At 61.4% G+C, this 25,444-nt stretch carries 28 protein-coding genes and 1 tRNA gene; 18 read left to right on the forward strand and 11 right to left on the reverse strand.

What is annotated here, in order from left to right:
- Positions 1–17: 17 nt before the first annotated feature.
- The 4 genes from rpsA to aroA all read right to left on the reverse strand — a co-directional run bounded on the left by rpsA (position 18) and on the right by aroA (position 4,316).
- Positions 18–1,721: a 30S ribosomal protein S1 gene (gene rpsA / locus K3177_RS10640; RefSeq protein ID WP_103023622.1), complete on the reverse strand. Its 1,704-nt coding sequence runs from the start codon at positions 1,719–1,721 to the stop codon at positions 18–20.
- A 362-nt stretch (positions 1,722–2,083) separates the two neighbouring features.
- Positions 2,084–2,710, reverse strand: a complete 627-nt coding sequence (locus tag K3177_RS10645) for a (d)CMP kinase (RefSeq protein WP_221598247.1) — start codon at positions 2,708–2,710, stop codon at positions 2,084–2,086.
- Complete coding sequence (locus K3177_RS10650) at positions 2,707–2,964, reverse strand: CBU_0592 family membrane protein (protein ID WP_221598248.1); 258 nt, start codon at positions 2,962–2,964, stop codon at positions 2,707–2,709. Before K3177_RS10650 ends, K3177_RS10645 begins: the two co-directional genes overlap by 4 nt.
- A complete protein-coding gene (gene aroA / locus K3177_RS10655) occupies positions 2,961–4,316 on the reverse strand; it encodes a 3-phosphoshikimate 1-carboxyvinyltransferase (RefSeq protein ID WP_221598249.1) in 1,356 nt (451 codons plus the stop codon). The genes K3177_RS10650 and aroA overlap by 4 nt, the downstream gene beginning before the upstream one ends.
- Before the next feature lie 116 nt (positions 4,317–4,432).
- On the opposite strand from aroA, the gene K3177_RS10660 reads away from it, so the two are divergent.
- From K3177_RS10660 to rimM, 5 genes are all read left to right on the forward strand, one after another.
- Positions 4,433–4,777 (forward strand): TIGR02300 family protein, encoded by a 345-nt coding sequence (locus tag K3177_RS10660; protein WP_221598250.1) that lies wholly within the window; start codon positions 4,433–4,435, stop codon positions 4,775–4,777.
- A gap of 90 nt (positions 4,778–4,867) precedes the next feature.
- Positions 4,868–4,943, forward strand: a tRNA-Ala gene (locus tag K3177_RS10665).
- Positions 4,944–5,147: 204 nt separating this feature from the next.
- Positions 5,148–6,632 carry a signal recognition particle protein gene (gene ffh, locus K3177_RS10670; protein WP_221598251.1) on the forward strand — a complete coding sequence of 495 codons (1,485 nt, stop codon included), beginning with the start codon at positions 5,148–5,150 and terminating at the stop codon, positions 6,630–6,632.
- Positions 6,633–6,665: 33 nt separating this feature from the next.
- Positions 6,666–7,154 (forward strand): 30S ribosomal protein S16, encoded by a 489-nt coding sequence (gene rpsP, locus K3177_RS10675; protein WP_103023627.1) that lies wholly within the window; start codon positions 6,666–6,668, stop codon positions 7,152–7,154.
- A gap of 8 nt (positions 7,155–7,162) precedes the next feature.
- Positions 7,163–7,648, forward strand: coding sequence for a ribosome maturation factor RimM (gene rimM / locus K3177_RS10680; RefSeq protein ID WP_221598252.1), 486 nt, complete (start codon positions 7,163–7,165; stop codon positions 7,646–7,648).
- Here rimM and K3177_RS10685 read toward each other — a convergent pair.
- A complete protein-coding gene (locus K3177_RS10685) occupies positions 7,645–8,565 on the reverse strand; it encodes an NAD(P)/FAD-dependent oxidoreductase (protein WP_221598253.1) in 921 nt (306 codons plus the stop codon). The two genes, rimM and K3177_RS10685, sit on opposite strands and share 4 nt — an antisense overlap.
- 55 nt (positions 8,566–8,620) lie before the next feature.
- On the opposite strand from K3177_RS10685, the gene trmD reads away from it, so the two are divergent.
- The 5 genes from trmD (at position 8,621) to K3177_RS10710 (ending at position 13,913) form a co-directional block, all read left to right on the forward strand.
- Entirely contained in the window at positions 8,621–9,346 is a 726-nt protein-coding gene (gene trmD, locus K3177_RS10690; RefSeq protein WP_221598254.1) for a tRNA (guanosine(37)-N1)-methyltransferase TrmD, read from the forward strand.
- Between the two features lie 12 nt (positions 9,347–9,358).
- Positions 9,359–9,727 (forward strand): 50S ribosomal protein L19, encoded by a 369-nt coding sequence (gene rplS, locus K3177_RS10695; protein ID WP_103023630.1) that lies wholly within the window; start codon positions 9,359–9,361, stop codon positions 9,725–9,727.
- A gap of 169 nt (positions 9,728–9,896) precedes the next feature.
- A complete protein-coding gene (locus tag K3177_RS10700) occupies positions 9,897–12,212 on the forward strand; it encodes a S9 family peptidase (RefSeq protein ID WP_221598255.1) in 2,316 nt (771 codons plus the stop codon).
- Positions 12,213–12,336: 124 nt separating this feature from the next.
- Positions 12,337–13,362, forward strand: coding sequence for an aspartate-semialdehyde dehydrogenase (locus tag K3177_RS10705; protein ID WP_103023632.1), 1,026 nt, complete (start codon positions 12,337–12,339; stop codon positions 13,360–13,362).
- Positions 13,359–13,913 carry a hypothetical protein gene (locus K3177_RS10710; protein WP_221598256.1) on the forward strand — a complete coding sequence of 185 codons (555 nt, stop codon included), beginning with the start codon at positions 13,359–13,361 and terminating at the stop codon, positions 13,911–13,913. The genes K3177_RS10705 and K3177_RS10710 overlap by 4 nt, the downstream gene beginning before the upstream one ends.
- Here K3177_RS10710 and K3177_RS10715 read toward each other — a convergent pair whose 3' ends face one another.
- From K3177_RS10715 to K3177_RS10725, 3 genes are read right to left on the reverse strand one after another with little or no spacing between them, the layout of a single operon-like run.
- On the reverse strand, positions 13,914–15,503 hold the full coding sequence (locus tag K3177_RS10715) for a DHA2 family efflux MFS transporter permease subunit (protein ID WP_221598257.1): 1,590 nt from the start codon (positions 15,501–15,503) through the stop codon (positions 13,914–13,916).
- Positions 15,504–15,506: 3 nt separating this feature from the next.
- Positions 15,507–16,592, reverse strand: coding sequence for an HlyD family secretion protein (locus tag K3177_RS10720; RefSeq protein WP_103023635.1), 1,086 nt, complete (start codon positions 16,590–16,592; stop codon positions 15,507–15,509).
- Entirely contained in the window at positions 16,585–17,031 is a 447-nt protein-coding gene (locus tag K3177_RS10725; protein ID WP_103023636.1) for a MarR family winged helix-turn-helix transcriptional regulator, read from the reverse strand. The genes K3177_RS10720 and K3177_RS10725 overlap by 8 nt, the downstream gene beginning before the upstream one ends.
- Before the next feature lie 92 nt (positions 17,032–17,123).
- Between K3177_RS10725 and K3177_RS10730 the strand changes: the two genes are divergently transcribed.
- The 8 genes from K3177_RS10730 to K3177_RS10760 all read left to right on the forward strand — a co-directional run bounded on the left by K3177_RS10730 (position 17,124) and on the right by K3177_RS10760 (position 24,073).
- Complete coding sequence (locus K3177_RS10730) at positions 17,124–17,771, forward strand: 2-hydroxychromene-2-carboxylate isomerase (protein WP_221598258.1); 648 nt, start codon at positions 17,124–17,126, stop codon at positions 17,769–17,771.
- Positions 17,768–18,217: a GFA family protein gene (locus tag K3177_RS10735; RefSeq protein ID WP_221598259.1), complete on the forward strand. Its 450-nt coding sequence runs from the start codon at positions 17,768–17,770 to the stop codon at positions 18,215–18,217. The genes K3177_RS10730 and K3177_RS10735 overlap by 4 nt, the downstream gene beginning before the upstream one ends.
- Entirely contained in the window at positions 18,214–18,969 is a 756-nt protein-coding gene (locus tag K3177_RS10740) for an alpha/beta fold hydrolase (RefSeq protein ID WP_221598260.1), read from the forward strand. Before K3177_RS10735 ends, K3177_RS10740 begins: the two co-directional genes overlap by 4 nt.
- 67 nt (positions 18,970–19,036) lie before the next feature.
- Entirely contained in the window at positions 19,037–20,884 is a 1,848-nt protein-coding gene (locus K3177_RS15365; protein ID WP_247714423.1) for a M2 family metallopeptidase, read from the forward strand.
- A 14-nt stretch (positions 20,885–20,898) separates the two neighbouring features.
- On the forward strand, positions 20,899–21,891 hold the full coding sequence (locus K3177_RS10745) for a YncE family protein (RefSeq protein WP_247714424.1): 993 nt from the start codon (positions 20,899–20,901) through the stop codon (positions 21,889–21,891).
- Positions 21,892–21,893: 2 nt separating this feature from the next.
- Positions 21,894–22,352 carry an ATP-dependent zinc protease family protein gene (locus tag K3177_RS10750; protein ID WP_345725387.1) on the forward strand — a complete coding sequence of 153 codons (459 nt, stop codon included), beginning with the start codon at positions 21,894–21,896 and terminating at the stop codon, positions 22,350–22,352.
- Entirely contained in the window at positions 22,349–23,254 is a 906-nt protein-coding gene (gene rimK / locus K3177_RS10755; RefSeq protein ID WP_103023642.1) for a 30S ribosomal protein S6--L-glutamate ligase, read from the forward strand. Before K3177_RS10750 ends, rimK begins: the two co-directional genes overlap by 4 nt.
- Positions 23,255–23,320: 66 nt before the next feature.
- The gene (locus tag K3177_RS10760; RefSeq protein ID WP_221598262.1) at positions 23,321–24,073 is read left to right on the forward strand and encodes an SIMPL domain-containing protein; all 753 of its coding nucleotides are present in this window, start codon (positions 23,321–23,323) and stop codon (positions 24,071–24,073) included.
- Positions 24,074–24,103: 30 nt separating this feature from the next.
- Here K3177_RS10760 and K3177_RS10765 read toward each other — a convergent pair whose 3' ends face one another.
- Genes K3177_RS10765 through K3177_RS10775 form a run of 3 tightly spaced genes read right to left on the reverse strand, consistent with a single transcriptional unit; the run spans position 24,104 to position 25,303 of the window.
- Positions 24,104–24,475 carry a hypothetical protein gene (locus K3177_RS10765; protein ID WP_103023644.1) on the reverse strand — a complete coding sequence of 124 codons (372 nt, stop codon included), beginning with the start codon at positions 24,473–24,475 and terminating at the stop codon, positions 24,104–24,106.
- Entirely contained in the window at positions 24,459–24,854 is a 396-nt protein-coding gene (locus K3177_RS10770; RefSeq protein WP_221598263.1) for a hypothetical protein, read from the reverse strand. Before K3177_RS10770 ends, K3177_RS10765 begins: the two co-directional genes overlap by 17 nt.
- The gene (locus K3177_RS10775; RefSeq protein ID WP_146029832.1) at positions 24,842–25,303 is read right to left on the reverse strand and encodes a hypothetical protein; all 462 of its coding nucleotides are present in this window, start codon (positions 25,301–25,303) and stop codon (positions 24,842–24,844) included. The genes K3177_RS10770 and K3177_RS10775 overlap by 13 nt, the downstream gene beginning before the upstream one ends.
- Positions 25,304–25,444: the final 141 nt, after the last annotated feature.

Here is a 25,444-nt window from a genome sequence, read left to right on the forward strand (position 1 = left end):
AGAAAGGAGAGAAGAGCTTAGTCTTCCTTCTTCTTCAGCGCTTCGCCGAGGATGTCGCCGAGCGAGGCACCCGAATCCGACGAACCGAACTGTGCAACAGCTTCCTTCTCTTCGGCGATCTGACGCGCCTTGATCGAGAAGTTGGGCTTCTTCGAGCGATCGAAGCCGGTGACCATTGCGTCGACCTTGCCGCCAACCTGGAAGCGGTCGGGGCGCTGTTCGTCGCGGTCGCGGCCGAGGTCGCTACGCTTGATGAAGCCGGTCGCGCCGTCTTCGCCAACCTGAACTTCGAGGCCGCCATCGCGGACTTCGAGAACGGTGACAGTGACGGTTTCGCCCTTGCGCAGGCTGCCCGAGGCACCTGCTTCGGTCGGCGCACCCTTTTCGAGCTGCTTCATGCCGAGGCTGATGCGTTCCTTGTCGGTGTCGACATCGAGAACGACGGCTTCGACCTGCTCGCCCTTGCGGTGCAGGGCGAGGGCGTCTTCACCCGAGATGCCCCATGCGATGTCCGACATATGAACCATGCCGTCGACATCGCCATCGAGGCCGATGAACAGGCCGAATTCGGTGGCGTTCTTGACTTCGCCTTCGACCTTCGAGCCAACCGGATGCTTCTCGGCGAACTCTTCCCACGGGTTGCGCTGGGCCTGCTTGAGGCCGAGGCTGATGCGACGCTTTTCGCTGTCGACTTCCAGGACCATGACTTCGACTTCCTGCGAGGTCGAGACGATCTTGCCCGGGTGGACGTTCTTCTTGGTCCAGCTCATTTCCGAAACGTGGACCAGGCCTTCGATGCCCGGTTCGATTTCGACGAACGCGCCGTATTCGGTGATGTTGGTGACGGTGCCCGTCATCTTCATGCCGATCGGGTACTTGGCGGCAACGCCATCCCACGGATCGCTTTCGAGCTGCTTCATGCCGAGGCTGATGCGCTGCGTATCTTCGTTGATGCGGATGATCTGGACGGTCACGGTCTGGCCGATTTCGATCATTTCGCTCGGGTGGTTGACCCGCTTGTAGCTCATGTCGGTGACGTGCAGCAGGCCGTCGATACCGCCGAGGTCGACGAAGGCACCGTAATCGGTGATGTTCTTCACGACGCCGTCGATCACTTCGCCTTCGGCCAGCTTGTCGATCAGTTCGCTGCGCTGTTCGGCGCGGGTTTCTTCGAGAACCGCACGGCGCGAAACGACGATGTTACCGCGGCGGCGGTCCATCTTGAGGATCTGGAAGGGCTGCGCCATGTCCATGAGCGGGGTGACGTCGCGCACGGGGCGGATGTCGACCTGCGAGCCGGGCAGGAAGGCCACGGCGCCGTCGAGGTCGACGGTGAAGCCACCCTTGACGCGGCCGAAGATGCGGCCTTCGACGCGCTTGCCTTCGCCGAATTCGCTTTCGAGCTTGTCCCAGGCGGCTTCGCGGCGGGCGCGGTCGCGGCTGAGCATTGCTTCGCCTTCGGCGTTTTCAACGCGATCGACGAACACTTCGACTTCGTCACCGACGCCGGGCGCGGTTTCGGTTTCGGAGCGCTGGAATTCCTTGAGATCGACGCGGCCTTCGCTTTTCAGGCCGACATCGATGTGTGCCATACCGTTTTCGATGGCGGTGACGGTGCCCTTAACGACGCGGCCTTCAAAGCCTTCGTCGCCGGCGCCGCCGAGCTGCTCGTCGAGCATTTTCGCGAAATCATCGCGAGTGGGATTGGCTGCAGTTGCCATATGTGAGTAGTCCTAACGTTCGTTTTGCTACCGGCCACCGGTTTTCCCGGGGTCTTTACCCGTCTCTGCGCACCATTACGCAGGCCAACGGGGCAAGAGGCCGAATACCGCGCGGGGCCGAATGCCTTCGCACGGGTCCTTCAATCGACAGATTGCATGAACGGGCGCGCGCCTAGGCGAAACCCGTCGTAAAAGCAAGCGAATTGCAACGCCGCGACCGAGACATGGACCGCCTGTTACACCGTCCAAGGGGCAATAATATCGTGCGGGTGGCGAAGTGGCGGTGGGCTGGGCTGGAAAGGTTCGACAGAAGGCGGAGGTACGAGGCAGGCGTGCCACCGTAATGGGTGTGTAGGAAAGCCCTAGTTTGCGCCCGTCGCCTGTTTCACCGCCTCTATCGCTGCCGAAATTGCTTCGTCCCTGTCGAGGGCGCTGGTGTCGATCACCATCGCATCCTCGGCCGGAACCAGCGGAGCGACTGCCCGGCTGCGATCGCGTTCGTCACGCCGGCGGAGATCGTCCTGAATTTCCAGCAACGTAACGCCGGCGCCCCGTTCCCGCATTTCGAGGAAGCGGCGCTGCGCGCGGGCTTCCACGCTGGCGGTTACGAATAATTTCGCTTCCGCTTCCGGTGCGATGACCGTGCCGATATCGCGCCCGTCGAGGACAGCGCCGCCAGCCTGTTCGGCGAATTTGCGCTGGCGGTCGAACAGGGCCTGGCGCACCGGCGGATGGACCGAGACGCGGCTTGCCAGGCCGCCGGTTTCTTCGTCGCGTAGTTGCGGGTCGTTCAGGAGCGTATCGGGAAAGGCGCAGCCCGCCAGGGCGTCCCCGCCGTCGTCGGGATCGCCCCCATCGAGGAACACCTGTCTGCCGACCGCACGGTAAAGAAGGCCGGTATCGAGATGGGGCAGGCCGAAATGCGCGGCGAGTGCCTTGGCAATCGTGCCCTTGCCGGAAGCGGTCGGCCCGTCGACGGCGATAATCATGTCTGCGTCCTGCGGGAGCGGAGCGCCTTGGCAAGACCCCAGATCGCAATTGCGGCCCAGAATCCTTCGAGAACAAGGCTGGGCCAGTTGGTATGGATTAGCAGCGAAACGGTCAAAAGGGCCGCGCCCGCAAGATTGGTACCGTGAAGAATATAGGGATTTGGGTCTTCCTTCCACGTGAGATAGCCATAGGCGCCGATAATGCAGGCCATGCCCACAAAGCCCACCGCAGTATAGATGTCGATATCGATCATGAGGACGCAGCGTCCAGCAGCGCGGTGAAATTAGGGAAGCTGGTGGCGATTGGTTCCACATCGTCGATTTCGACACCGTCACTGCTGACGAGTCCGGCTATTGCCATGCTCATGGCGATGCGGTGATCGAGATGCGTTTCAACCTTCGCATTGGCGGTCCCGCGAAGAGGCAAGCCGCCGCTGCCTTCTATCATGAGGCCATCGTCGCGTTCTTCCACGTTCACGCCGGATGCCGAGAGCGCGGTGGCCATGGCCGAAAGGCGGTCACTTTCCTTGACACGCAATTCGTCGAGCCCGCTCGTGACGGTCCTACCGCTGGCCATGGCGGCTGCGACGAACAGGATAGGGAATTCATCGATCATGCTGGGCGCGAGGGCGGGATCGACGTCGATCCCCTTGAGAGCAGTGTGGCGCGTGCGAAGATCGGCGACCGGTTCGCCGCCGACGTCGCGTTCGTCCAGCTTCTCTATATCTGCGCCCATCTGTTCGAGGACGGTAAATATGCCGCTTCGGGTCGGGTTGAGACCGACATTCTCGATGACCAGATCGCTGCCTGGTACCAGGGTGGCGGCAACGGCGAAGAAGGCAGCCGAAGACGGGTCGCCGGGGACGGTGATGTCGCAAGGGTGAAGGTCGGCGGGGCCGTGGATGCGGACCACTCGTTTGCCGTCCACCTCTTCGACGGTCAGTTCCGCACCGAACCCGCGCAGCATGCGTTCGGTGTGATCGCGCGTCGGGACCGGTTCGATCACTGTGGTGGTACCCGGCGTGTTGAGACCGGCGAGGAGAACCGCGCTCTTTACCTGAGCGCTGGCGACCGGCAGTTCGTAGGTGATGGGCACGGCCGGCTCCATCCCTTCCATCATCAGGGGGAGTGTGCCGCCGGGCGAAGCCGTAAAACTGGCCCCCATGGTCGAGAGCGGGTCGATGACCCTGCCCATGGGCCGTTTCGAAAGACTAGCGTCGCCTGTGAAAGCTGCGGTGATGCCATGGCTTGCCACCAAGCCCATCAGAAGTCTGGTCGATGTGCCGGAATTGCCCATGTCCAGCGCCTGTTCCGGCTGCAGCAGTCCCCCGACGCCAACCCCGTCGACGACCCAATCGTCACCATCACGGTTGATCGTTGCGCCCATTGCGCGCAGGGCCGCGGCGGTGGCAAGAACGTCTTCGCCCTCGAGCAGTCCGGAAATGCGGCTGCGCCCGATGGCCAGTGCTCCGAACATCAAGGAGCGGTGACTGATCGACTTGTCGCCGGGCACACGGATGCGTCCGGTCAGGGGGGCTGAGGGCAGAAAGCGGTGAGCGGTCACGAATGGGTATCCATATGAAGGCGGCGCTTTGACAGCGCACATGCGTTCTGGCAAGGCGCGCGCGCTGTTGATTCCTGCCCGGCAGGTACCCATCAATACAATTACGAATTCATGGCCCTGCGGCGCAATGCCGGGGGCGGCAAAGCCAAGGATTACACATGGTCAAACCTGAATGGGGCACCAAGCGGACATGCCCGAACTGTGGCACCCGCTTCTACGATCTGAACAAGGAAGATCCCGTCACCTGCATCGAATGCGGTGAAGAATGGACGCCGGAACCGGTGCTCAAGTCCAAGCAGCCGATTCTAGCCGAAGAAGAAGCCAAGAAGAAGAAGGACGCCGAAGCAGATAGCGATCTGGGCGGCGATGACGATGGCGATCTGGATATCGATATCGACGAGGACGACGATTCTCCCGATAACGAAGTCGATCTCGGCGGCGACGACGATCTCGGCGTCGAGACGAAGTCGAAGGGTGACGACGACGACGTCGACGAGAGCTGATTTTTCTCTTGCGTTGCGCGGGGCGGCCTCATAAAGGGCTGCCTCCGCAAGGCTGGCGCGCCTCCCAGGGTGCGCCGTATGAAATGGCTCGGGGCCTTAGCTCAGCTGGGAGAGCGCTACAATGGCATTGTAGAGGTCAGCGGTTCGATCCCGCTAGGCTCCACCATTTCCGGATTTTCCGCCAGTCGGCAGATCCGTGTTCGAGTTTGATGGTAGCTTGCCGTGGCAACGGCGCCGGCTTGCTTCCACCACACCCGGGCAATAGTTTGGGTTTCATCGGGGAATTCCCCACGCTGGCCGACGAGTTCTCGTCCGCCGGCGTTTTTCGCGTTTATTCGGTCCGGCAACGGTTCGATGAGGAGTAACAGGCATGTTCGACAATCTGTCCGACCGCCTAGGTAATGTCTTCGATCGCCTGAAAGGGCGCGGAGCGCTGTCGGAAAACGACGTGCGCGAAGCGATGCGCGAGATTCGCATCGCCCTGCTCGAAGCCGATGTCGCATTGCCGGTTGTTCGGCGCTTCATCGATGCGGTGACCGAAAAGGCGATCGGTTCGGAAGTCCTGAAGTCGGTTACGCCCGGTCAACAGGTCGTCAAGATCGTCGACGACGAACTCACTGCCATGCTTGGTGGGGGCGAAGATGCCGACCCCAAGGACCGCGAACTGAATTTCGCTGCCAAGCCCCCGGTCGTCATCATGATGGTGGGCCTGCAGGGCTCGGGTAAGACGACGACGACGGCCAAGCTCGGCAAGCTGATCAAGGCCAAGCACGGCAAGAAGGCGCTGATGGCGTCGCTCGACGTGAACCGTCCTGCCGCGCAGGAACAGCTCAAGGTGCTGGGCGAGCAGGTTGACGTGGCCACGCTGCCGATCATCGAAGGTCAGCAGCCGGTCGACATCGCTCGCCGCGCAATGGAAAGTGCCAAGCTGCAGTCGGCCGATGTGCTGCTGCTCGATACTGCGGGCCGTCTGCATGTCGACGAAGCGCTGATGGCCGAGATGAAGGCCATCGCCAGCGTCTCCACGCCGACCGAAGTCCTGCTGGTCGTCGACAGCCTTACCGGTCAGGACGCCGTCAACGTTGCTCAGAGCTTCACCGGCGAAGTGCCGCTGACCGGCGTGGTGCTGACCCGGATGGACGGCGATGCGCGCGGCGGTGCGGCGCTGTCGATGCGTTACGTAACCGGCAAGCCGATCAAGTTTGCAGGTACGGGCGAGAAACTCGACGCGATCGAGGCATTCGACCCCAAGCGCGTGGCGAGCCGCATCCTCGGTATGGGCGATGTCGTATCGCTGGTCGAGCGGGCTGCCGAAACCATCAAGCAGGACGAGGCCGAAGCGCTCGCAAAGAAGATGGCGCAGGGCAAGTTCGACCTGGAGGACCTGCGCATGCAGCTTCGTCAGATGCAGAACATGGGCGGCCTCGGCATGCTGGCCGGCATGTTGCCGGGCATGAAGAAGGCCAAGGCGGCAATGGCGGCGTCCAATATGGACGACCGGGTATTGCTGCACATGGATGCGATCATCGGATCGATGACGCCGAAGGAAAGAAAGCGCCCCGAATTGCTGAATGCCAAACGCAAGAAGCGTGTGGCGGCAGGTTCCGGAACGCAGGTGCAGGACGTCAACAAGGTGCTGAAGATGCACCAGGAGATGTCACGCGCAATGAAGCAGATCAAGAAGATGGGCGGTCTCAAGGGCCTCGGCGCGCTGTTCGGCGGCGGGGGCATGGGGGCAGCGATGCCCGGGCTCGGCGGTCCGGGCGGCATGCCCGGCATGGGTGGTGCAAAGGGTCCCGGTGTGGATCCGAGCACGCTTCCGCCGGACCTGCAGGACCTTCTCAAAAAGAAATAATTTCAGACGTTTACATTCGAAAGGTAATATCAAATGGCAGTTGCAATCCGTCTTTCGCGTGGTGGTGCCAAGAAGCGCCCCTACTATCGTATCGTGGTTTCGGACTCGCGTTCGGCACGTGACGGCAAGTATCTCGAGCAGATCGGCACCTACAACCCGATGCTGCCGAAGGATTCGGGCGAGCGCGTGAAGCTCAACGAAGACCGTGCCCGTCACTGGCTGTCGGTCGGTGCGCAGCCTTCGGACCGCGTCCATCGCTTCCTCGATGCCGCCGGTATCCTGGAGCGTGCAGCGCGCAACAACCCCAAGAAGGGTGAACCGGGCGAAGCCGCCAAGGAACGCGCCGAAGAAAAGGCCGCCAAGATCGCTGAAGCCGAAGAAGCCAAGAAGGCTGCCGAGGAAGAAGCCAAGACCGCTGCCGAAGCTCCGGCTGAAGAAGCTGCTGCTGAAGAAGCTCCCGCCGAGGAAGCTGCAGCGGAAGAAGCACCGGCTGACGAAGCCGCTGAAAACAAGGGCGAGTAATCGCATCCATGTCGGACAAGCCCGTCACGCTCGCAGCCGTAACCGGCGCGCATGGTGTGGCGGGCGAAGTCCGTCTGAAGCTGTTCGGCGAGGGCGTGGACGCGCTCAAACCGCATAAGCGCTTCAACGAGGGCGCGCTGACCCTCGTAAAAATTCGCAGCGACAACAAGGGCGGTGCCATTGCGCGCTTTGCCGAGGTCATGGATCGGACTTCGGCCGAGCAGCTGCGTGGCACTGCCCTGTCTGTTTCTCGGGAGGTCTTGCCGGACCTTGAGGAAGACGAATTCTATTTTTCGGATTTGATCGATCTCGCGGTGGTCACGGAAGCAGGCGAGCCCGTCGGCCGCGTGTGTGCGGTCGAGAATTACGGCGCAACGGACATCATCGAGATCGAGAAGGCCGATGGCGCAAAGTTCATGGTGCCGCTGACCAAGCAGGCTGTCCCCGGTTGGGACGATGCCCGTCTTACGCTCAACGCCGATTTCGTGGATTAACGCCTGATCGGCTTCTGATCGGCCAAATGATTGCGGATCGTGGTCGCCGCAACGCCGGCCTGACCCATGGCGTGGCTGATCTGGTCGAGACCGAGCACGACATCGCCGGCTGCGAACAGGCCGGGCACGCTGGTTTCCATGTGATCGCCGACGAGAATGCAGTCCCCTTCGCTGACATCTGCCCCGCAGGATCGGGCGAGACCCGAGCGAACGACCGAACCGAGTGCCGGATAGACGGAATCGAATTCCAGCCATCCTTGGGCGGTTTCGACTGCCAGCTTGTCACCCCTGATTTCAAAGGCGCCGCAAGGCCCTGCCACCCGCACGATGCCGGCATCCTCCAGCGCGCTGGAACAGGCATCCGAGAGGTCGTGATCGCCATGCGGCGAGATCAGCGTAAGATCGGTAGTGTAGCCACGTAAAAACTGTGCCTCCGCCGTGCCATGATCGCTAGTGCCGATCACACCGACGCGCTTGTCGGTAACCTCGTAGCCATCGCAGACCGGGCAATAGCGCAGAAGCCCCCTTGCCAGTGCTTCCCGATGAAGTTGATCGTCGATCCCCTGCGGCCGGTTGTTTACAACGCCTGTGGCCAACAGGACCGTGCGGGCTCTGTACTCTTCATCATCGCAGGAAACGATGAAGCAGTCGGTGTCTTTCGCCAGATCGGTAACGCGTTTGGGTTCACGCAAAGCCCCATGCTTTGCCGCCTGTTCGCGCATTCGGTCGAGCAGGTCTTCGCCATGGATACCGTCTGGAAAACCCGCATGGTTGTGGCTGGTCGGTATCCAACTCGCGCGACTGGTGCCGCAATCGAACATGCGGATGGCAAGGTGAAAGCGTGCCAGATAGATCGCGGCGGTGAGCCCGGCAGGCCCGGCCCCCACGATAATGCAATCGTCGATTTGGTCGGTCATCCGCAAGTAAACGCCGGGATGGCAAAGCTGTGCCCGGCGGGCTATCGGGCGCAGCATGACATTTGCGGCCACCATTCTCACCCTCTATCCCGAGATGTTTCCTGGCCCCCTGGGTATCAGCCTCGCCGGTCGGGCTCTGGAACGTGGAGACTGGTCCTGCGAAACGGTGCAGATCCGCGACTTTGCGAAAGACAGGCACAGGACGGTCGATGATACGCCAGCCGGGGGCGGGGCAGGGATGGTATTGAAGCCCGATGTTATCGGCGCTGCTCTTGCCAGCGTGGGCGAGGGCAGGCCGGTCCTCGCCATGACGCCGCGCGGCAAGCCGATCAGTCAGGCGCGCATCCGCGAGATCGCGGAGGGCCCCGGCGTCGCTGTACTGTGCGGCAGGTTCGAAGGCTTCGACGAGCGGATTTTCGAAGCTTTCCCGCAGGTCGAAGAGGTCAGCCTGGCCGATATCGTCCTCTCGGGCGGAGAACCGGCCGCGCTCGCCATACTCGACGCTTGCATTCGCTTGCTCCCCGGCGTAATGGGCGCGCCCGATAGCGGAGTCGAAGAGAGCTACGAAAACGGCCTCATCGAATACCCGCAGTATACCCGACCTCAGGAATGGGAAGGGCGCACGATCCCTGAAGTGCTGCGATCGGGGGATCATGCGAAGATCGCTGCTTGGCGCAAGGCAAGGAGCGAAGACGATACACGGTTACGCAGGCCGGACCTTTGGGAGCGTTATAGTGACGCTCGGGACCGATCTGCCTCTGGCGCGCGGCGAAAAGACTAAGGATATGGTTCGATGAACCTCATTCAGCAGCTCGAGGCCGAAGCCGTCGAGAACCTGGGAAAAGACATTCCGGCATTCCGTGCCGGTGACACCGTTCGCGTTGGCGTGAAGGTTATCGAAGGCACGCGCGAACGCGTCCAGATGTTCGAAGGCGTCGTGATCGCCCGTTCGAACCGCTCGATCAACAGCAATTTCACTGTCCGCAAGATGAGCTTCGGTGAAGGCGTGGAACGTGTGTTCCCGCTCTATTCGCCGATCGTCGACAGCATCACCGTCGTTCGTCGCGGTATCGTGCGTCGCGCCAAGCTGTACTATCTGCGTGGCCGTACCGGTAAGCGCGCTCGTATCGCCGAGCGTCGCGACAACGCCCCGAAGGCGTAAGCAGACACGAGTTTCTCCACGCGAGAGATCGAAGGGCGGCTTCCCGATAGGTAAGCCGCCCTTTTTCGTGCGTTCAGCAAGCAGACTTACCGGAGATCCGGAACAATAGGGTATGGGTTTGCGGGCCGCTTGCGCTTGCGCGCGGGCTTGTCCATCAAGCATCGCATTGATGGAGGAAAAGAAATTGCGTCATCTGACCCTCGCAGCCGCACTGTCTTTGAGCACATGTCTGTCTGCGCCCCTTGCTGCCCAATCGACGGAGACCGCGCCCATGGAGCTGACTTTCGAACGTGTCTTCGCCTCGCCAGGCCTCGATGGGCCGACGCCGCGGGCGGTCAAGCTTTCGCCGGACGGGCGCTACCTGAGCGTGCTGCGCAACCGCGAAGATGACCGCGAGCGCTACGATCTGTGGGCTTTCGATCGCGAAGCGGGACAGTGGGCGATGCTGGTCGACAGCAAGGCGCTGGGCAGCGGACGGGAGCTGTCCGAAGACGAGAAGATGCAGCGCGAGCGCGCGCGCGTCGGCAATCTGAAGGGCATTATCGATTATCAATGGACCGAAGATGGTACGGGCGTGCTGGTCCCGCTCGACGGTGACCTCTATCTTGCGCGCCTGGGCGGCGATGTGGTGCGGCTGACGGATACCGAGGAAAGTGAACTCAATCCGGCGCTCAGTAGTAAGGGGCGTTACGTCTCCTTCGTGCGGGATCGCCAGCTCTGGGTTGGCGAGGTAGGCGCCGATGCGCAGCCGATCACCCCGAAAGAGGGCGAAGCGATCCGCTGGGGTGAGGCTGAGTTCGTCGCTCAGGAAGAAATGAGCCGCCACACCGGATATTGGTGGAGCCCGGATGACCGACGGGTCGCCGTGGAACGGTTCGACGAAAGCATGGTCGGCATCGTTACGCGCGCCGCCATCGGGGCGACCGGGACAAAGGTGTTCGATCAGCGGTACCCGGTCGCAGGCAGCCAGAATGCCAAGGTCGAACTCTTTGTCATGAACCCCGATGGGGGCGACCGGGTCGAGGTCGACTTGCGCACCAACCAGTCACCCGACTATTACAATGCCAAAGATCCCGACGATTTCTATCTGGCACGGGTGGACTGGGCGCCCGATGGCCGGGCGCTGTACGTGCAGCGCCAGAACAGACAGCAGACATGGATGGATGTGCTGAAGGTGGACCCTTCCACTGGAGCGAGCGAGATCGTGCTGCAGGAAGAAGCATCGCAGGCCCATTCAGGCAAAGGATACTGGATCAACCTGTCCGACAATTACCGCATTCTCGATAGCGGGGATCTGATCTGGTGGTCCGAACGCGATGGCTTCGGACATTTGTATCGATATCTCGGTGACGAAGGATGGCGCGGCTATCAGCGACTGACCAAGGGTAATTTCGTTGTCACCAAGCTGGTGGGCGTGAACGAACAGGATGGGCGCTTGTTCTACCTTGCGACCAGCGAAGACGACCCGCTTGAACAGCATGTCTATGCTCTCGAGCTCGATGCGGAAGGCCCAGCGACGGCCCGGCGTCTGACGGAGCCCGGCTTCATGCATACGGCTAAGATGGATGCGAAGGGGCAGACGTTGCTGATCACCCGTTCCAGCGACAATTCCCCGCCGCAGACCTATATTGCCGATGAGCAGGGCAACCGCCTTGCCTGGGTCGAGGAAAATGCGCTCGATTCCGATCATCCCTATGCGCCATATCTCGCCAGCCATAGGCCGGTGGAATACGGCACCATCGAGGCCGATGATGGTACTCCGCTTTACTGGGAAATGGTCACACCGGAACTGGAGCCGGGCAAACGGTATCCGGTCTATTTCTACCATTATGGCGGGCCGGGGCCGCAGGTCGTGAACAAGGGTTGGGATGGCGCGCTGCGGCAGGCGATCGTCGACAAGGGCTATATCTGGTTCGCGCTCGACAATCGCGGCAGCGCCAATCGCGGCGTCGCTTTCGAACAGCCGATCTATCGTGCGATGGGCGGCGTCGAGGTGCGGGACCAGAAGGCGGGGGCGGAGTACCTCAAGACACTGGATTTCGTGGACCCGGACAAGATCGCCATCGATGGCTGGTCCTACGGCGGATATATGACCCTAAAGCAGTTGCAGGCCGATCCAGGTCTCTACGCTGCAGGCATCAGCGGCGCGCCCGTGACCCGCTGGGAACTGTACGACACCCATTACACCGAGCGGTTCATGGGAACGCCCCAGGCGGATGCGCAAGCCTACGAGCTTTCCAGTGCCATCCCGGATGCGACCAAGGTCACCGATCCCCTGCTGATCATTCACGGCATGGCGGACGACAATGTCGTTTTCGAAAATGCGACCGAAGTGATTTCTGCCATGCAGGAAGCGAATGTGCCCTTCGAGATGATGCTCTATCCCGGTTACACGCACCGCGTTTCGGGCGAGAAAATCTCGCCCCATCGGTACAATACGGTTTTCCGGTTTCTCGAGCAGAATGGCGTGACGCCGCCGGAATGACCTGACCACATGCGCTCGGATCGCACCGACCTCGTCTGATCTTTAGGCCCCGCAATCGAATGTGCGCTTGCGGGCATGGAGGTAATCGCTATCTCGACGGCGCACTCATAGTGGAGACGTTGAATTGGGTTATCGTGTTGCCGTAGTCGGCGCGACCGGAAATGTCGGGCGTGAAATGATGATGGTGCTCGCCGAGCGCGAGTTTCCGATTGACGAGATCGCTGCCGTCGCCTCGAGCCGTTCGCACGGGTCGGAGGTCGAATTCGGCGATACCGGCAAGATGCTCAAATGCCAGAACATCGAGCATTTCGACTGGTCTGGCTGGGACATCGCCCTCTTCGCAGCCGGTAGCGGCCCGGCGAAAGACTATGCGCCCAAGGCCGCCGCCGCCGGCTGCATCGTGATCGACAACAGCTCGCTGTACCGGATGGATCCGGACGTTCCGCTGATCGTGCCCGAGGTCAATCCCGAAGCGATCCACGACTACAAGAAGCGCAACATCATCGCCAACCCGAACTGCTCGACCGCGCAGCTGGTCGTGGCGCTGAAGCCTTTGCACGATGCGGCGACGATCAAGCGGGTGATCGTTTCGACGTACCAGTCGGTCTCCGGCGCGGGCAAGGCAGGGATGGATGAACTGTTCCAGCAGAGCCGCGCCATCTTCGTCGGCGATCAGATCGAGCCGGTGAAATTCACAAAGCAGATCGCCTTCAACGTCATTCCGCATATCGATGTCTTCATGGACGATGGTTCGACCAAGGAAGAATGGAAGATGATGGTCGAGACCAAGAAAATCCTCGATCCGAAGATCAAGCTGAACGCGACATGCGTGCGCGTGCCGGTCTTCGTCGGCCATTCCGAAGCGGTGAATATCGAGTTCGAAAACGAGCTCTCCGCCGAACAGGCGCAGGAAATCCTGCGCGAGGCGCCGGGCATCATGCTGATCGACAAGCGAGAGGACGAGGGATACGTCACCCCGGTAGAAAGTGCTGGAGATAGCGCAACTTACGTCAGCCGTGTGCGTGACGATCCGACCGTCGATAACGGCATCACCCTGTGGTGCGTATCGGACAATCTGCGCAAGGGCGCGGCGCTCAATGCCGTGCAGATCGCGGAGCTGCTGGGGCGCGAATGTCTGAAGAAGGGATGATCCGGAAGGGCGCACTGTTCGCCCTGCCGCTGGCGCTTGCAGCCTGCGGTCAGCAAGAGGGCGCGGACGGGGAGAAAGCCGCGGATTCCGCGCCTCTTGAGGCGTCACTGGCCGATGCGAAGATCGTGGTCGATGCCAACGGAGTGGGTGCGAAAGGCGACCCGATGCGCTTCGGAACACTGCGAACGGATGTCGATCATACGCTTGAATCGGCGTTCGGCAGTGCGCCGAACACCACCCGAAACGACGAATGCGGCGCCGGACAGATGGAATTCAGCCAGTTCGGGCCGCTCCAGGTCGGCTATCAGGACGACAAGCTGGCGGGCTGGTTCCTGGGCAAGGGGCAAGGGGTGGTTACGTCGGATGGCGTGGCACCCGGTGTCACGAGCCTGGAGAGCCTCAAGCTGGAACGTCAGGTGCAGGAACTCGACACGACGCTCGACGGCGAATTCCAGTACACCAGCGCCGATTACGGCACGATCACAGGCTTTGCCGACCCCGATGGGACCATCACCGGCCTGGCGGCCGGCGTGACCTGTTTCTTCCGCTGATCATTCGCCCGGCGGGGGCATGGGTCCCTTCGCCGGTTTCGGCTTGCGCATGATGAAGGCCAAGGGAACCGCAGCCAGCGTGATCCACATCATCATCCAGAAATCGTCGATATAGGCGACCATTGCCGCCTGCCGGTTCGCTTCCAGATCGAGCATGCTGAGCGCGACTTGGCCGAGGTTCTGATACCGGTCGACCGTACTGACATCGATCATGCTCGACACGGAGGCACCGGTGACGTTCGAGGCGATGTCGGAATGGGCGATCTGGATGTTGCGCGCCAGCATGACCGTGGTCAGCGAAATGCCTGCCGAGGCGCCGAGCGAGCGGAACAGGTTCAGTAGGCTCGACCCGTCCGTCCTCAGACGCGGGGGGAGGGTACCAAACGCGCTGACGTTGAGCGGAATGAAGACCAGCCCCATGCCGAGGCCCTGAACCAGGCCGGAGGCGACGATATGGAACTGATCGACGCCCAGGGACCATTGCGCCATTTCGTAAAGAGACAGCGCGCAGATGAGGAAGCCGGTCGCCACGACAGGCCGGGAATCGATGCCGCGGCGCATGGCCATGCCGGCGAACTGCATCGAGATGAGCACCCCGATACCGCGCGGCATGAGGACAAGCCCCGTGTCGATTACATCATAGCCCATCAATTGCTGCAGCATCGGCGGGAGTAGCGCCATGGTGGCGAACATGACCACGCCGATGGCCAGCATGAAGCCCATGGCGATCGCGAAGTTGCGGTCGAGAAACAGCGCACGGTCGAACAGGCCGTCCTTTGCGGTGCCCAGATGGATGACCGCCATCCAGGCGGCGGAGATGAACAGGAAGGTCCAGAGCCAGATTTCGTAGCTGTCGTACCAGTCGAGCGTCTGCCCGCGATCCAGCAGCATCTGGAAGCTTGCCAGCGCCACACCGAGAAGGATGAAGCCGGTGAGATCGAACTTGCGCTTCACCGTTTCGCGGGTGGGCAGCTGGGATATCAGGATGGCGAGGCTGAGGATGCCGACAGGCAGGTTGACGTAGAACACCCAGCGCCAGTTGGCCTGTTCCGTCAGCCAGCCGCCTAGAACGGGCCCCAGGATGGGGCCGATCATGATCCCCATGCCCCACAGCGCCATCATCTGCGCGTGTTTGCTCGGCTTGTTGGTGTCGAGCATGAAGGCTTGGCTGAGCGGGGCGATGAAGGCGCCGGTCACGCCCTGCAAGGCGCGGAACAGAACCATCTCTTCCAGATTCTGCGCCATGCCGCACAGCATGGATGACATGATAAAGCCTGCAACGGAGAGAATGAACAGCCGACGCCCGCCCACACGATCGGCCAGCCAGCCGGTTATCGGCAAAGCCACCGCGCTGGCGATGATGTAGCTGGTGAGGACCCAGGTGATCGTTTCCGTCGTCGCACCCAGCGCGGTGCGCATGTGCGGAATGGCGACGTTGGCAATGGTCGTGTCGAGCACCTGCAGCAGCGATGCCGCCATGATGCCGACGATCAGTATCCCCGGATTGGCTACCGGAAGCTGCGCGACATCGTGCGCCGGTTCCGGCGCCGTCGCGGCGGCGGATCCCGCAGGGGCGGCGCGACTAGCCATGAATCAGTGCTTCTTGCCGTCGGTGAAGACGGTGACTTCGGTAGAGAGTCCGGCGATGAGCGGGCGAGCGCTCTTTTCGTCGATGGCGATGCGCACGGGCACGCGCTGCGTCACCTTCACCCAGTTGCCAGTGGCATTCTGCGCTGGGATCACCGAGAATTCGTTACCCGTACCGGCACCGATCGATTCCACATGGCCTCTGAGCTTGAGGCCGGGATAGGCATCGAAATGCACTTCTGCCGGCTGGCCGACCTGCATGTCTGCCAGGTCGGTTTCCTTGAAGTTGGCTTCGATATAGCTGGTGCCATCCCCGACAAGCGTGAGGACGGGCAGCCCCTGAACGACCTGCTGGCCGAGTTGCAGGCGATCGGCCTGAGCGATGCGCCCGGCAGACGGCGCGCGCACTTCGGTCCGGCTGAGAGATAGTTCGGCAACGGCCTTTTCGGCCTGGGCGGCGGCAACCTGCGGGTTTTCCCCTGGAACCGCGCTACCCGTAGCGAGCTTGGCGCGGGCGGCTTCCTGACGGGCGAGAGCCTGACGCAGAGCTTCCCTGGCCTGATTGACACGGTGCTGCGCCGCATCGTGATCCGCCTTGGTCACGAAGCCACGTTTGTAGAGAGCATCATTCCGTTCGAAATCGGACTGTGCGAAGGCGATGTCTTCGCGCGCTGCGGAAATGTCGGCACCTGACAGGTCGGACGAATTCGACAGGGCAGTGACATTGGCCTGCGCCCCGGCGATGGCGGCATTGGCCTGTGCGATCTGCAGCTTGTACGGTTCGGGATCGATGCGGAACAGCAGATCGCCTGCATTCACGGTATCGCCTTCGCCAACGAATATCTCGACGATTTCGCCGCCGACCTGTGCGCTGACTGCGACCTTGTCCTGCTGGATGTAGGCGTTGTCGGTCGTCACCTTGCCCTGCAGAGAGAGCCAGTAGACGCCGCCGGCGATGAGCAGCAGCAGCGGCACGCTGAGCATCAACAGCAGGCGACGCTTGTTCCGCTTGGGTGCGGGAGCTTCGGTTTCGACCACGGTTTCGGTTTCGTCCACGGGTTCGACCGGGATCTGGGGATCGGCCTCAGACATTTACGACATTCCTGTATTCACGTTCGGCCGACAGATTGGCCGATATTTTGCCAAGCAGTTCCGCGAGCAGATCCTGCTCCCGCGAAGTGAGCCCTTCGGCCATATCTTCGACCAGAGCGTTCACGATGGCGCGCAGGGGTTCGACGATTTCACGGCTCTTGTCGGTAAGGTGCAGCAGGCGAGCGCGCCTGTCGTTCGGATCGGCGACGCGTTCCACCCACCCGGCTTCTTCCATCCGGTCGACGATGCGGGTCAGTGTGATCGGTTCGACTTCGATCCGTTCCGCATAGAAAGCCTGATTATTGTCCGGGAATTTGACGAGGCTGAGCATGAGGCGCGCCTGCACGGCGGTAAGCCCGAGATCGCGAACCCGTTCGTCGAACGTCTTGCGAAGCAGGCGGCCGCTGTCGGACAGAAGATAGCCGATGTTGTTTTCCATGCGCGGCGATATAATAACATAGCTTATTATTGCAAGTTGCAATTAAAGCAAACGGTATGGCAAGCAAGGCAATCGAGGGTTAGGGTTGCAGGATGACGCTGACCGCCGATCTCTATTTCAGCTTCCGGTCCCCTTACAGCTATCTGTCTGTGGGCCGCTATCGCGCGATGAGCGAGAATTTCAATCTCACTTTAGCTTTAAGGCCGGTCTATCCCCTTGCCATCAGGCAGCCTGACTTCTTCGAGAAGAACCACTCCAACTGGCTGAGCTATACGATCCGCGACATGATGCGGGTGGCGCAGTTCCATGACATTCCTTTCGGAGCGCCGCGGCCCGATCCGATCGTGCAGAACCCCGCAACGCGCGAAATTGCCGCAGAGCAGCCCTACATCCGCCGTGTGACCCGCATGGGCCAAGCGGCAGCGCGGAAAGGCAGGGGCATCGCCTTTGCCCACGAGGCAGGACAATTGATCTGGGGCGGACAGCCGGACTGGCACGAGGGAGACCACCTTGCCCGCGCTCTGGAACGTGCCGGGCTGGATGCGGGGGAAATCGAGGCCGAAGTGAACGATCAGCCCGAAGCGCTCGACGCGGAAATAGCCGCCAATCAGGATGCGCTTGAAAAGTCCGGCCATTGGGGTGTGCCGACACTGGTCTTCGAAGGCGAACCGTTCTTCGGCCAGGATCGTATAGAAATGGCGCAATGGCGAATGGAACAAAGAGGGCTGACGAGGCGATGAGCGACAAGAAGGCAATGACGGGCGGCTGCCAGTGCGGCGCCGTGCGGTACACTGCGCAAGTCGATGTGACGCAGGCCTATCTGTGCCATTGCCGCATGTGCCAGCGGGCCACGGGCGGCGTATCGATCGCCTTCATCGGTCTGCCCAAATCCGACATGAGCTGGGAGAGCGGGCCCGACTGGTATGAAAGTTCGCCCATTGCCCGCAGGCCGTTTTGCAGCAAGTGCGGCACGCCCCTGGGTTTTGTCTTCAACGAGGGCGAGAATATGGACATTACCGTTGGCAGTCTGGACGAACCCTATGGGATCGAACCGCACTGGCATTTCGCATCGGAGAAGATTCACGAAGCCTGGATCGACACGTCCGGGCTCAAGCGGATGCCCCTGAGCGAACATGCGGCGCTTAGCCAACGATGGATCGACGCAACCGGAGCAGTGCCCGAATGAATACCGAATATTTCGAAAGTTTCGACGGCACGCGGCTTGCCATGCATCGTCATGGAGAGGGCAGGCCCTTCGTCCTGCTGCATGGCCTGTTTTCCAGCGCGCAGATGAACTGGATCAAGTGGGACCACCACGAAGCCATCGCGGAAAAAGGGTACGAGGTCATCATGCTCGATTTCCGGGTTCACGGTGACAGCGACGCACCGCAGGATCCGGACAAATATCCCACCAATGTTCTGGTGCGCGATGTAGCGGCGCTGGTCGATCATCTGGCGTTGGAGGATTACGACCTCGGCGGATTTTCGCTGGGCGCCCGCACATCACTGCATGCAACCGCACATGGCGTCTTGCAGCCCGCGCATCTGGTGGTGGGCGGAATGGGAACGGCGGGGCTTGGCGAATGGCACCGGCGCGCGGCAAAGTTTCGCCGGGTGATCGAGAAGTTCGATGAAATCCCGCGCGGCGATCCGGACTATTTTTCCATGCAGTTCCTGAAGTCTCAAGGGGTCGACCGGGTGGCCGCGCGGCTGCTGCTCGACACCATGCCCGATCTGGATCTGGCGCTGCTCGCCAATATCACCATGCCCACGCTGGTGGTGTGCGGCGACGAGGACCGCGACAACGGTTCGGCCGAAGAGCTTGCCGGGCTGCTTCCCAACGCCGAATATGTCGAAGTACCGGGCACCCACATGGGCAGCGTGACCAAGGCCGAGCTGGGCGAAGCGATCGCGGGATGGCTGGCCAAGACCGCTTGATTAAGCGTGGCGGCAGGTGCAATCCGGTAGCCGATGTAACTTGTATCTCCCCAAGAGGATCGACACGATGAAATTGCTTTGTACCTCGCTCGCGGCCCTGGCCATCGCTTCGGCCGCTCCTGCTGCGGCCCAGAATGCTGCACCCGCGGCTGCAACTGCCGATGCCGCCTACCCGATGACGCCGCAGGGCGCCGCCGACTGGGTGGCCATGGTCGAGAACGAGATGGGCGATTTCGGCGTCGAATACGCGCGGGTGTCGTGGGTGAATTCCACCTATATCACGCCGGACACCGATGCGCTGGCCGCGAAATACGGAGCGCAGGCCACCGAAATGTCGGTCCGCTATGCCAATGAAGCGGCCAAATACGCACAGGTACAGGGCCTCGACGCCGACGTGGCGCGCAAGCTCGACATCCTGCGCAACGGCATCGTGATGCCGGCCCCTGTCCGCGACGGTGCTGCGACCGAACTCAACGAGATCGCCACCAGTCTCAACAGCCAGTACGGCAAGGGCAAGGGCACGCTGGACGGGCAGGAAATCAGCGGCAGCGATATCGAAGCCGAAATGGGCAACCTCGAGCGTACGCCCGAAGAATATGCCGAAATGTGGACCAGTTGGCACGACAATGTCGGCGCGCCGATGCGCGACGATTACCTGCGCATGACGGCGATCGCCAACGAAGGCGCCAAGGAACTGGGCTTTGCGGATCTGGGCGCGATGTGGCGTTCCAACTACGACATGGACCCCGACCAGTTCGCCGCCGAAACCGAGCGCATGTGGCAGGAAGTGAAGCCGCTTTACATGGCGCTGCACACCTATGTCCGCAGCAAGCTCAACGAGAAATACGGCGATGCGGTGCAGCCCGCCACGGGCCCGATCCGCGCCGATCTGCTCGGCAATATGTGGGCGCAGGAATGGGGCAATATCTACCCGCTGGTCGCCCCGGCAGGTGCGGGCGATATCGGTTACGATCTGACCGAACTGATCGAGCAGAAGGGTCTGGACGAAATCCAGATGGTCCGCACTGGCGAACAGTTCTTCTCGTCGCTCGGCTTTGCGCCGCTGCCGGGCACGTTCTGGGAACGCAGCCAGTTCGTAAAGCCCCGCGACCGCGAAGTGGTGTGCCATGCCAGCGCCTGGGACGTCGACAATGTGGACGATCTGCGCATCAAGATGTGCATCAAGAAGAACGCCGACGATTTCGTGACCATCCATCACGAGCTCGGCCACAACTATTACCAGCGCGCCTATAACAAGCAGGATTATCTGTACCTCAACGGCGCCAACGACGGCTTCCACGAAGCCATCGGCGACATGGTCGCGCTGTCGATCACGCCCGAATATCTGGTGCAGATCGATATGCTCCAGCCGAACCAGGTGCCGGGCACGGACAAGGACATCGGCCTGCTGCTGCGGCAGGCGATGGACAAGGTTGCCTTCCTGCCGTTCGGCCTGATGGTCGACCGGTATCGCTGGGGCCTGTTCGACGGATCGATCCCCGCCGGCGAACTCAACAAAGGCTGGAACGACCTGCGGCTCGAATACCAGGGTATCGTCCCGCCGGTCGCACGCGACGAGACGAAATTCGATGCGGGCGCGAAATATCACGTGCCGGGCAATGTGCCTTACACCCGCTATTTCCTCGCGCGGATCCTGCAGTTCCAGTTCTTCAAGGCTGCCTGCGATCAGGCCGGATGGGATGGGCCGCTGCATCGCTGCTCGTTCTACGGCAACGAGGAAGTGGGCAAGAACCTCAACGCCATGCTCGAAATGGGTGCCAGCAAGCCGTGGCCCGATGCGCTCGAAGCCTTCACCGGCGAGCGTCAGATGAGCGGCGAAGCGATGGTCGAATACTTCGCCCCGCTCAAGGCGTGGCTGGACGAACAGAACGCAGGCAAGACCGAAGGGTGGTAAGCCGCTTTGCCCTATTGCTGACCCTCCCGCTCGCGGTCGCCTGTGCGCCCGTGGCGGGAGGCGGCGATGCCCTATCGTCGCCAGCTCCCGATGCCGAAGGCGCGCTGTTCGTTGCCGGCAAGTTCGGCAACACGCTGTCCAAAGTCGATCTGGCAAGCGGCGAGGCGGTGAAGACCGTCGACAGCTGCGCCAATCCGCACGAGCTGGCAACCTCGCCCGACGAGAAGCATGTCGCACTGGCCTGTTACGGCGGGCAGACGGTGGATATCTTCAGCACCACTGACCTCTCGCGCGTGGCGAGTATCGATCTGGGCGAAAATGCGCGCCCCCACGGGATCGTGTGGCACGCCAATGGCGATCTTTATGCAACGGCAGAAGGCCGCAAATCGGTATTCTGGATCCGCGATCCACTGGGCGAAGCGGAAACATTCGAATTCGGTTCGGGTCAGGAGGGCACGCACATGCTCGCCGTCGCGCCCGATGGATTGCACGCGTGGACCACAAATCTGGGCTCCCGGACGGTCAGCCTCATCGATCTGAAGACTCGCCGTGCACCGCAATCGGTCGAGGTGGGCGAGGAACCGGAAGGGATCTGGCTGTCCGACGACGGCGATACGCTGTGGGTCTCGGCTCGCGGGTCAAACGCCGCATTCAAACTCGATCCGCGAACGCTGGAAGTGCGGCAGCGAATCGAAACCGGCAATTTCCCCTTGCGGATCACCGTGCGACCGCAGGGTGATTACGCGGTGACGTCCAACCTGTCCGATGGCGGATTGAGCGTTATCGACATAGCCACCGGAAAGGTCGTGCGCAATATAAAGGTGTCGGGGCCCGATCAGGCGGAGGCGAAGACCCAGGTGACGATCCTGTTCTCACCGAACGGCGAGCGCATCTATGTGGCTGAGACCATGGCCAACACCATAGCCGAAGTCGATTTTGCCAGCGGACGCGTGCTTCGCCGCCTACCGGGAACAGGCGGGGGCGATGGGCTGGCGATCATCGAATGAGCATGAAGCGCAAGGAACTGCCGATCGTCGGTTGGCGGGAACTGATTCATTTGCCTGAGCTGGGGCTGCACAGTGTTCCAGCGAAGATCGATACGGGAGCGCGTACGTCCTCTCTCCATGGCACCGTGCTTGAGGAGTTCGAGCGTGATGGCGAGAAATACGTGCGTTTCGCGGTCGATTTCTCGCGGCAGCATGTGCGCCAGGTATGTGAAGCCGTGCATGTCGACATTCGCGGAATCACCAGTTCGAATGGTGAGACCCAGAGCCGCTACGTGATCAAGACACCGCTCAAGATCGGGGATGTGGAATTCCGCGCCGAGATCAGTCTGGCCGACCGTAGCGATATGCGGTTTCCCATGCTGATCGGGCGTTCGTCTCTGCGTCGTCGGTTTGTCGTGGACAGCGGCTATTCCTGGCTGCAGACGCCGGAAATGAAGGTCAAGAAAGGCCACAAACCATGAAAATCGCCATGCTGGCGCGCAACCCGAACCTCTATTCGCACCAGCGACTTAAAGAGGCAGCGGAAGAGCGTGGGCACCATTTCGACATTCTGAATACGACGCGCTGCACTGTCCATATCGCAAGCCACCGGCCCGAGGTGTATTACAACGGCGAGCCCTGTGTCGGTTATGATGCGGTCATTCCGCGCATCGGCGCATCGATCACCAATTATGGCCTAGCCATATTGCGGCAGTTCGAAATGCGTGGATGCTGGCCCTTGAACGAAAGCGTCGCCATCGGCCGCAGCCGCGACAAGCTCCGCAGCATGCAGATACTCGCCAAGCACGGCCTGGGTCTGCCGCTGACTGCCTATGCGAACGATCCCAAGCAGGCGGAAGAAATCATCAAGGCGGTCAAAGGACCGCCCGTCGTGATCAAGCTGCTGGAAGGGACGCAGGGCATCGGCGTGGTGCTTGCCGAAACCATGAGCAGCGCAAAGTCGGTTATCGAAGCGTTTCGCGGAGCCAATGTGAACATCCTCGTTCAGGAATTCATCAAGGAAGCGGGCGGCACGGATATTCGCGCGCTGGTCGTTGGTGGCAAGGTCGTCGCCGCAATGAAACGAACCGGTGCCCCTGACGATTTCCGTTCGAACCTGCATCGCGGCGGCAGTGCGCAGCTGATCAAGATCACCCCCGAAGAACGCAGCACTGCCGTGCGTGCAGCCAAACGCATGGGACTGAACGTTTGCGGCGTGGATATGCTGCGATCCAATCATGGCCCGGTGATCATGGAAGTGAACAGTTCGCCGGGGCTGGAAGGCATCGAGAATGCGACCGGCAAGGATATTGCCGGCATGATCATCGATTTCGTGGCGAAAAGTGCCCGGGATGGCAAGACCATGACCAAAGGGAAGGGGTAGGACGCGGGGCACTGCAACCTACCGCACGTTAGAAAAACACATTGATGCCCAGGGAGGCCCTAGTCGATGCGTAGAGCACTTTTCATATCCTTGGCTTTGCTAGGGGCGAGCACAGCAGCGGCGCAGACGTCGCCGACCGAGGTTCTTGCACCGAACCAGACGCTGCTCGAAGTGCAGTCCACTGGTCAGAGTTATGTCGCGCCCGATCAGGCGACACTGACAGGAGGCGTCGTAACCTTTGCCACGACGTCGCGCGAGGCTGCGGACAGCAACGCCCGGGCCATGGCACAAGTCGTTGCGGCTTTGAAAAAGGCTGGCGTGGCCCCCCGCGACATTCAGACGCAGAGCGTAAGCCTCGATCCGCAATCCAACTACGATCGGCAAGGCGCAGAGCCACCACGCATCACTGGCTATCAGGCGCGCAATGCCGTGACGGTACGGGTGCGCGATGTGACAAAGGCGTCCGAATTGCTGACAGTCCTGTTCGAGGCGGGCGCGAACGATGTAAACGGTCCATACTTCTCGATTGAAGACGACAGCGCAGCCGTCGCCAAAGCGCGGGCCGATGCGGTTTCAAAGGCCAAAGCCGAGGCCGATGCTTATGCAACTGCCTTCGGAATGCGCGTTGTGAAGGTCCTGAGGATTAGCGAGCGGCAACGTTCTGCAACTTACGAATCCATCGTCGTGACCGGTTCGCGAATTCGGCCGGCTGGCGCTCCGCCACCACCACCGCCGCCGAAGTCGTCACCGGCGGTAGAAGTCGGGGAAATGGAGCAGAAGGTTACGATCTGGGTGGATTTCGCGCTCGGTCCGAAGTGAGGTTCCCGCTCCTGACGTGACTGCCACCGCCTATTCGGCAGCCATCTTGAGCAGGGCGATTTCTTCGCGCAGTCGCTGCAACTCCATTTCGTACAAGCGGGTGCAATCGATACGTTCCGGGCGCTGACCCAGCGGAATCGTTACGCGGGCATAGACCAGGGCGCGTGCATCGCGCTCGTTGGAAAAGGGGCGGTACTGCAGGAACGGGTCGACCGTTTCTGGCGTCGCCGCGCTACCGCTGACCCCGACATCGACATAGCCACCGGACGAATTGATCGACTGACGACATCGTGTCCCGCCAGCAGTTTCGATCGAATCTTCGCCTCCAGATCCCTGAGGGGGCGCGGGCAGATAGACGCCTTGCGCCTGAGCATATGCCTCGGTGCTAGCGAACAGTGCCAACACGGCGAGCGCTGAGTTTCGAACAAACTCTCGCATGGACCACGACCTCCTTGGTTTCGATCCTTTCGGCGCAGACGCGCACATCGACCTGTTCGCCAGGCACTAGGTCGCGCACGACTACGAGTACCTTGCGATTGGATTCGGGTGCCATCAGCGCGACTTCTGGAAATATCCTGACCCGGCCTTCCAGGGCCGGGGTTTCTTCATCGACAAATGTCCGGAAGCGAAAGGGCTGCTTGTACGGGTTCGTCAGAGTGAGATAGAACCCCTTGGCCTCGGTAGCGGTCACGCCGCTCTTTTCCAACGGCCCAAGGCCCACGGCCATGGCGGCTGTCGACGTGACCAGCAGCAGCGGTGCGATCACTCTCAGCCCGAACATGTCAGCACCGTGCCGATCGTATATGTACCGACATTGAAACCGGTCGGTTTCGACGCTTGCGCGTTGACGGTGTAGGTCCCGAGCAGGCCCGACTGGTTATATGTCGTCTGGCTGCTGGTGTATGGTTGATTGGCCCCGCCGGGCGATACGTACCGGATTTGGGGCGTCACGCCGGTAACATCTGCCGAAGACGTTATGGTCGGCGCCGTGAAGGTCAGGCGCGGTGCGCCGCCTAGCGCGGTAACGGTAGCAGTCGCCGGCAGCCCGCCCGTGTTTTCCGATGACAGCAACGTGTAGTCGCCATTGGGCGCCAAGGCGCCGTCGGTAACCACGATTATGCACGAAACGAGCAGTGTGGCGCGAAAGTTGATCGGTTCCGCCTGAATGGACGCCGGAAAGGTCAGTGCACCTGCGACCGAAACAGCCGAAGCGAGAAGATATTTGAGCATTACCATCTCCCAATTGACGAGATGGTTTTTTAGTAAACGGACAGAGTAACCGACCCCTACCCGGCGCGTTAGGTACGATACCGGGGGTGGCAGGCCGAGCGATGCGGGTGTGAAATGCTGCGCCGATCCCGATGCCGATGA

It is taken from the genome of Qipengyuania pacifica, assembly GCF_019711555.1.
In the GTDB taxonomy this organism is placed as follows: domain Bacteria; phylum Pseudomonadota; class Alphaproteobacteria; order Sphingomonadales; family Sphingomonadaceae; genus Qipengyuania; species Qipengyuania pacifica.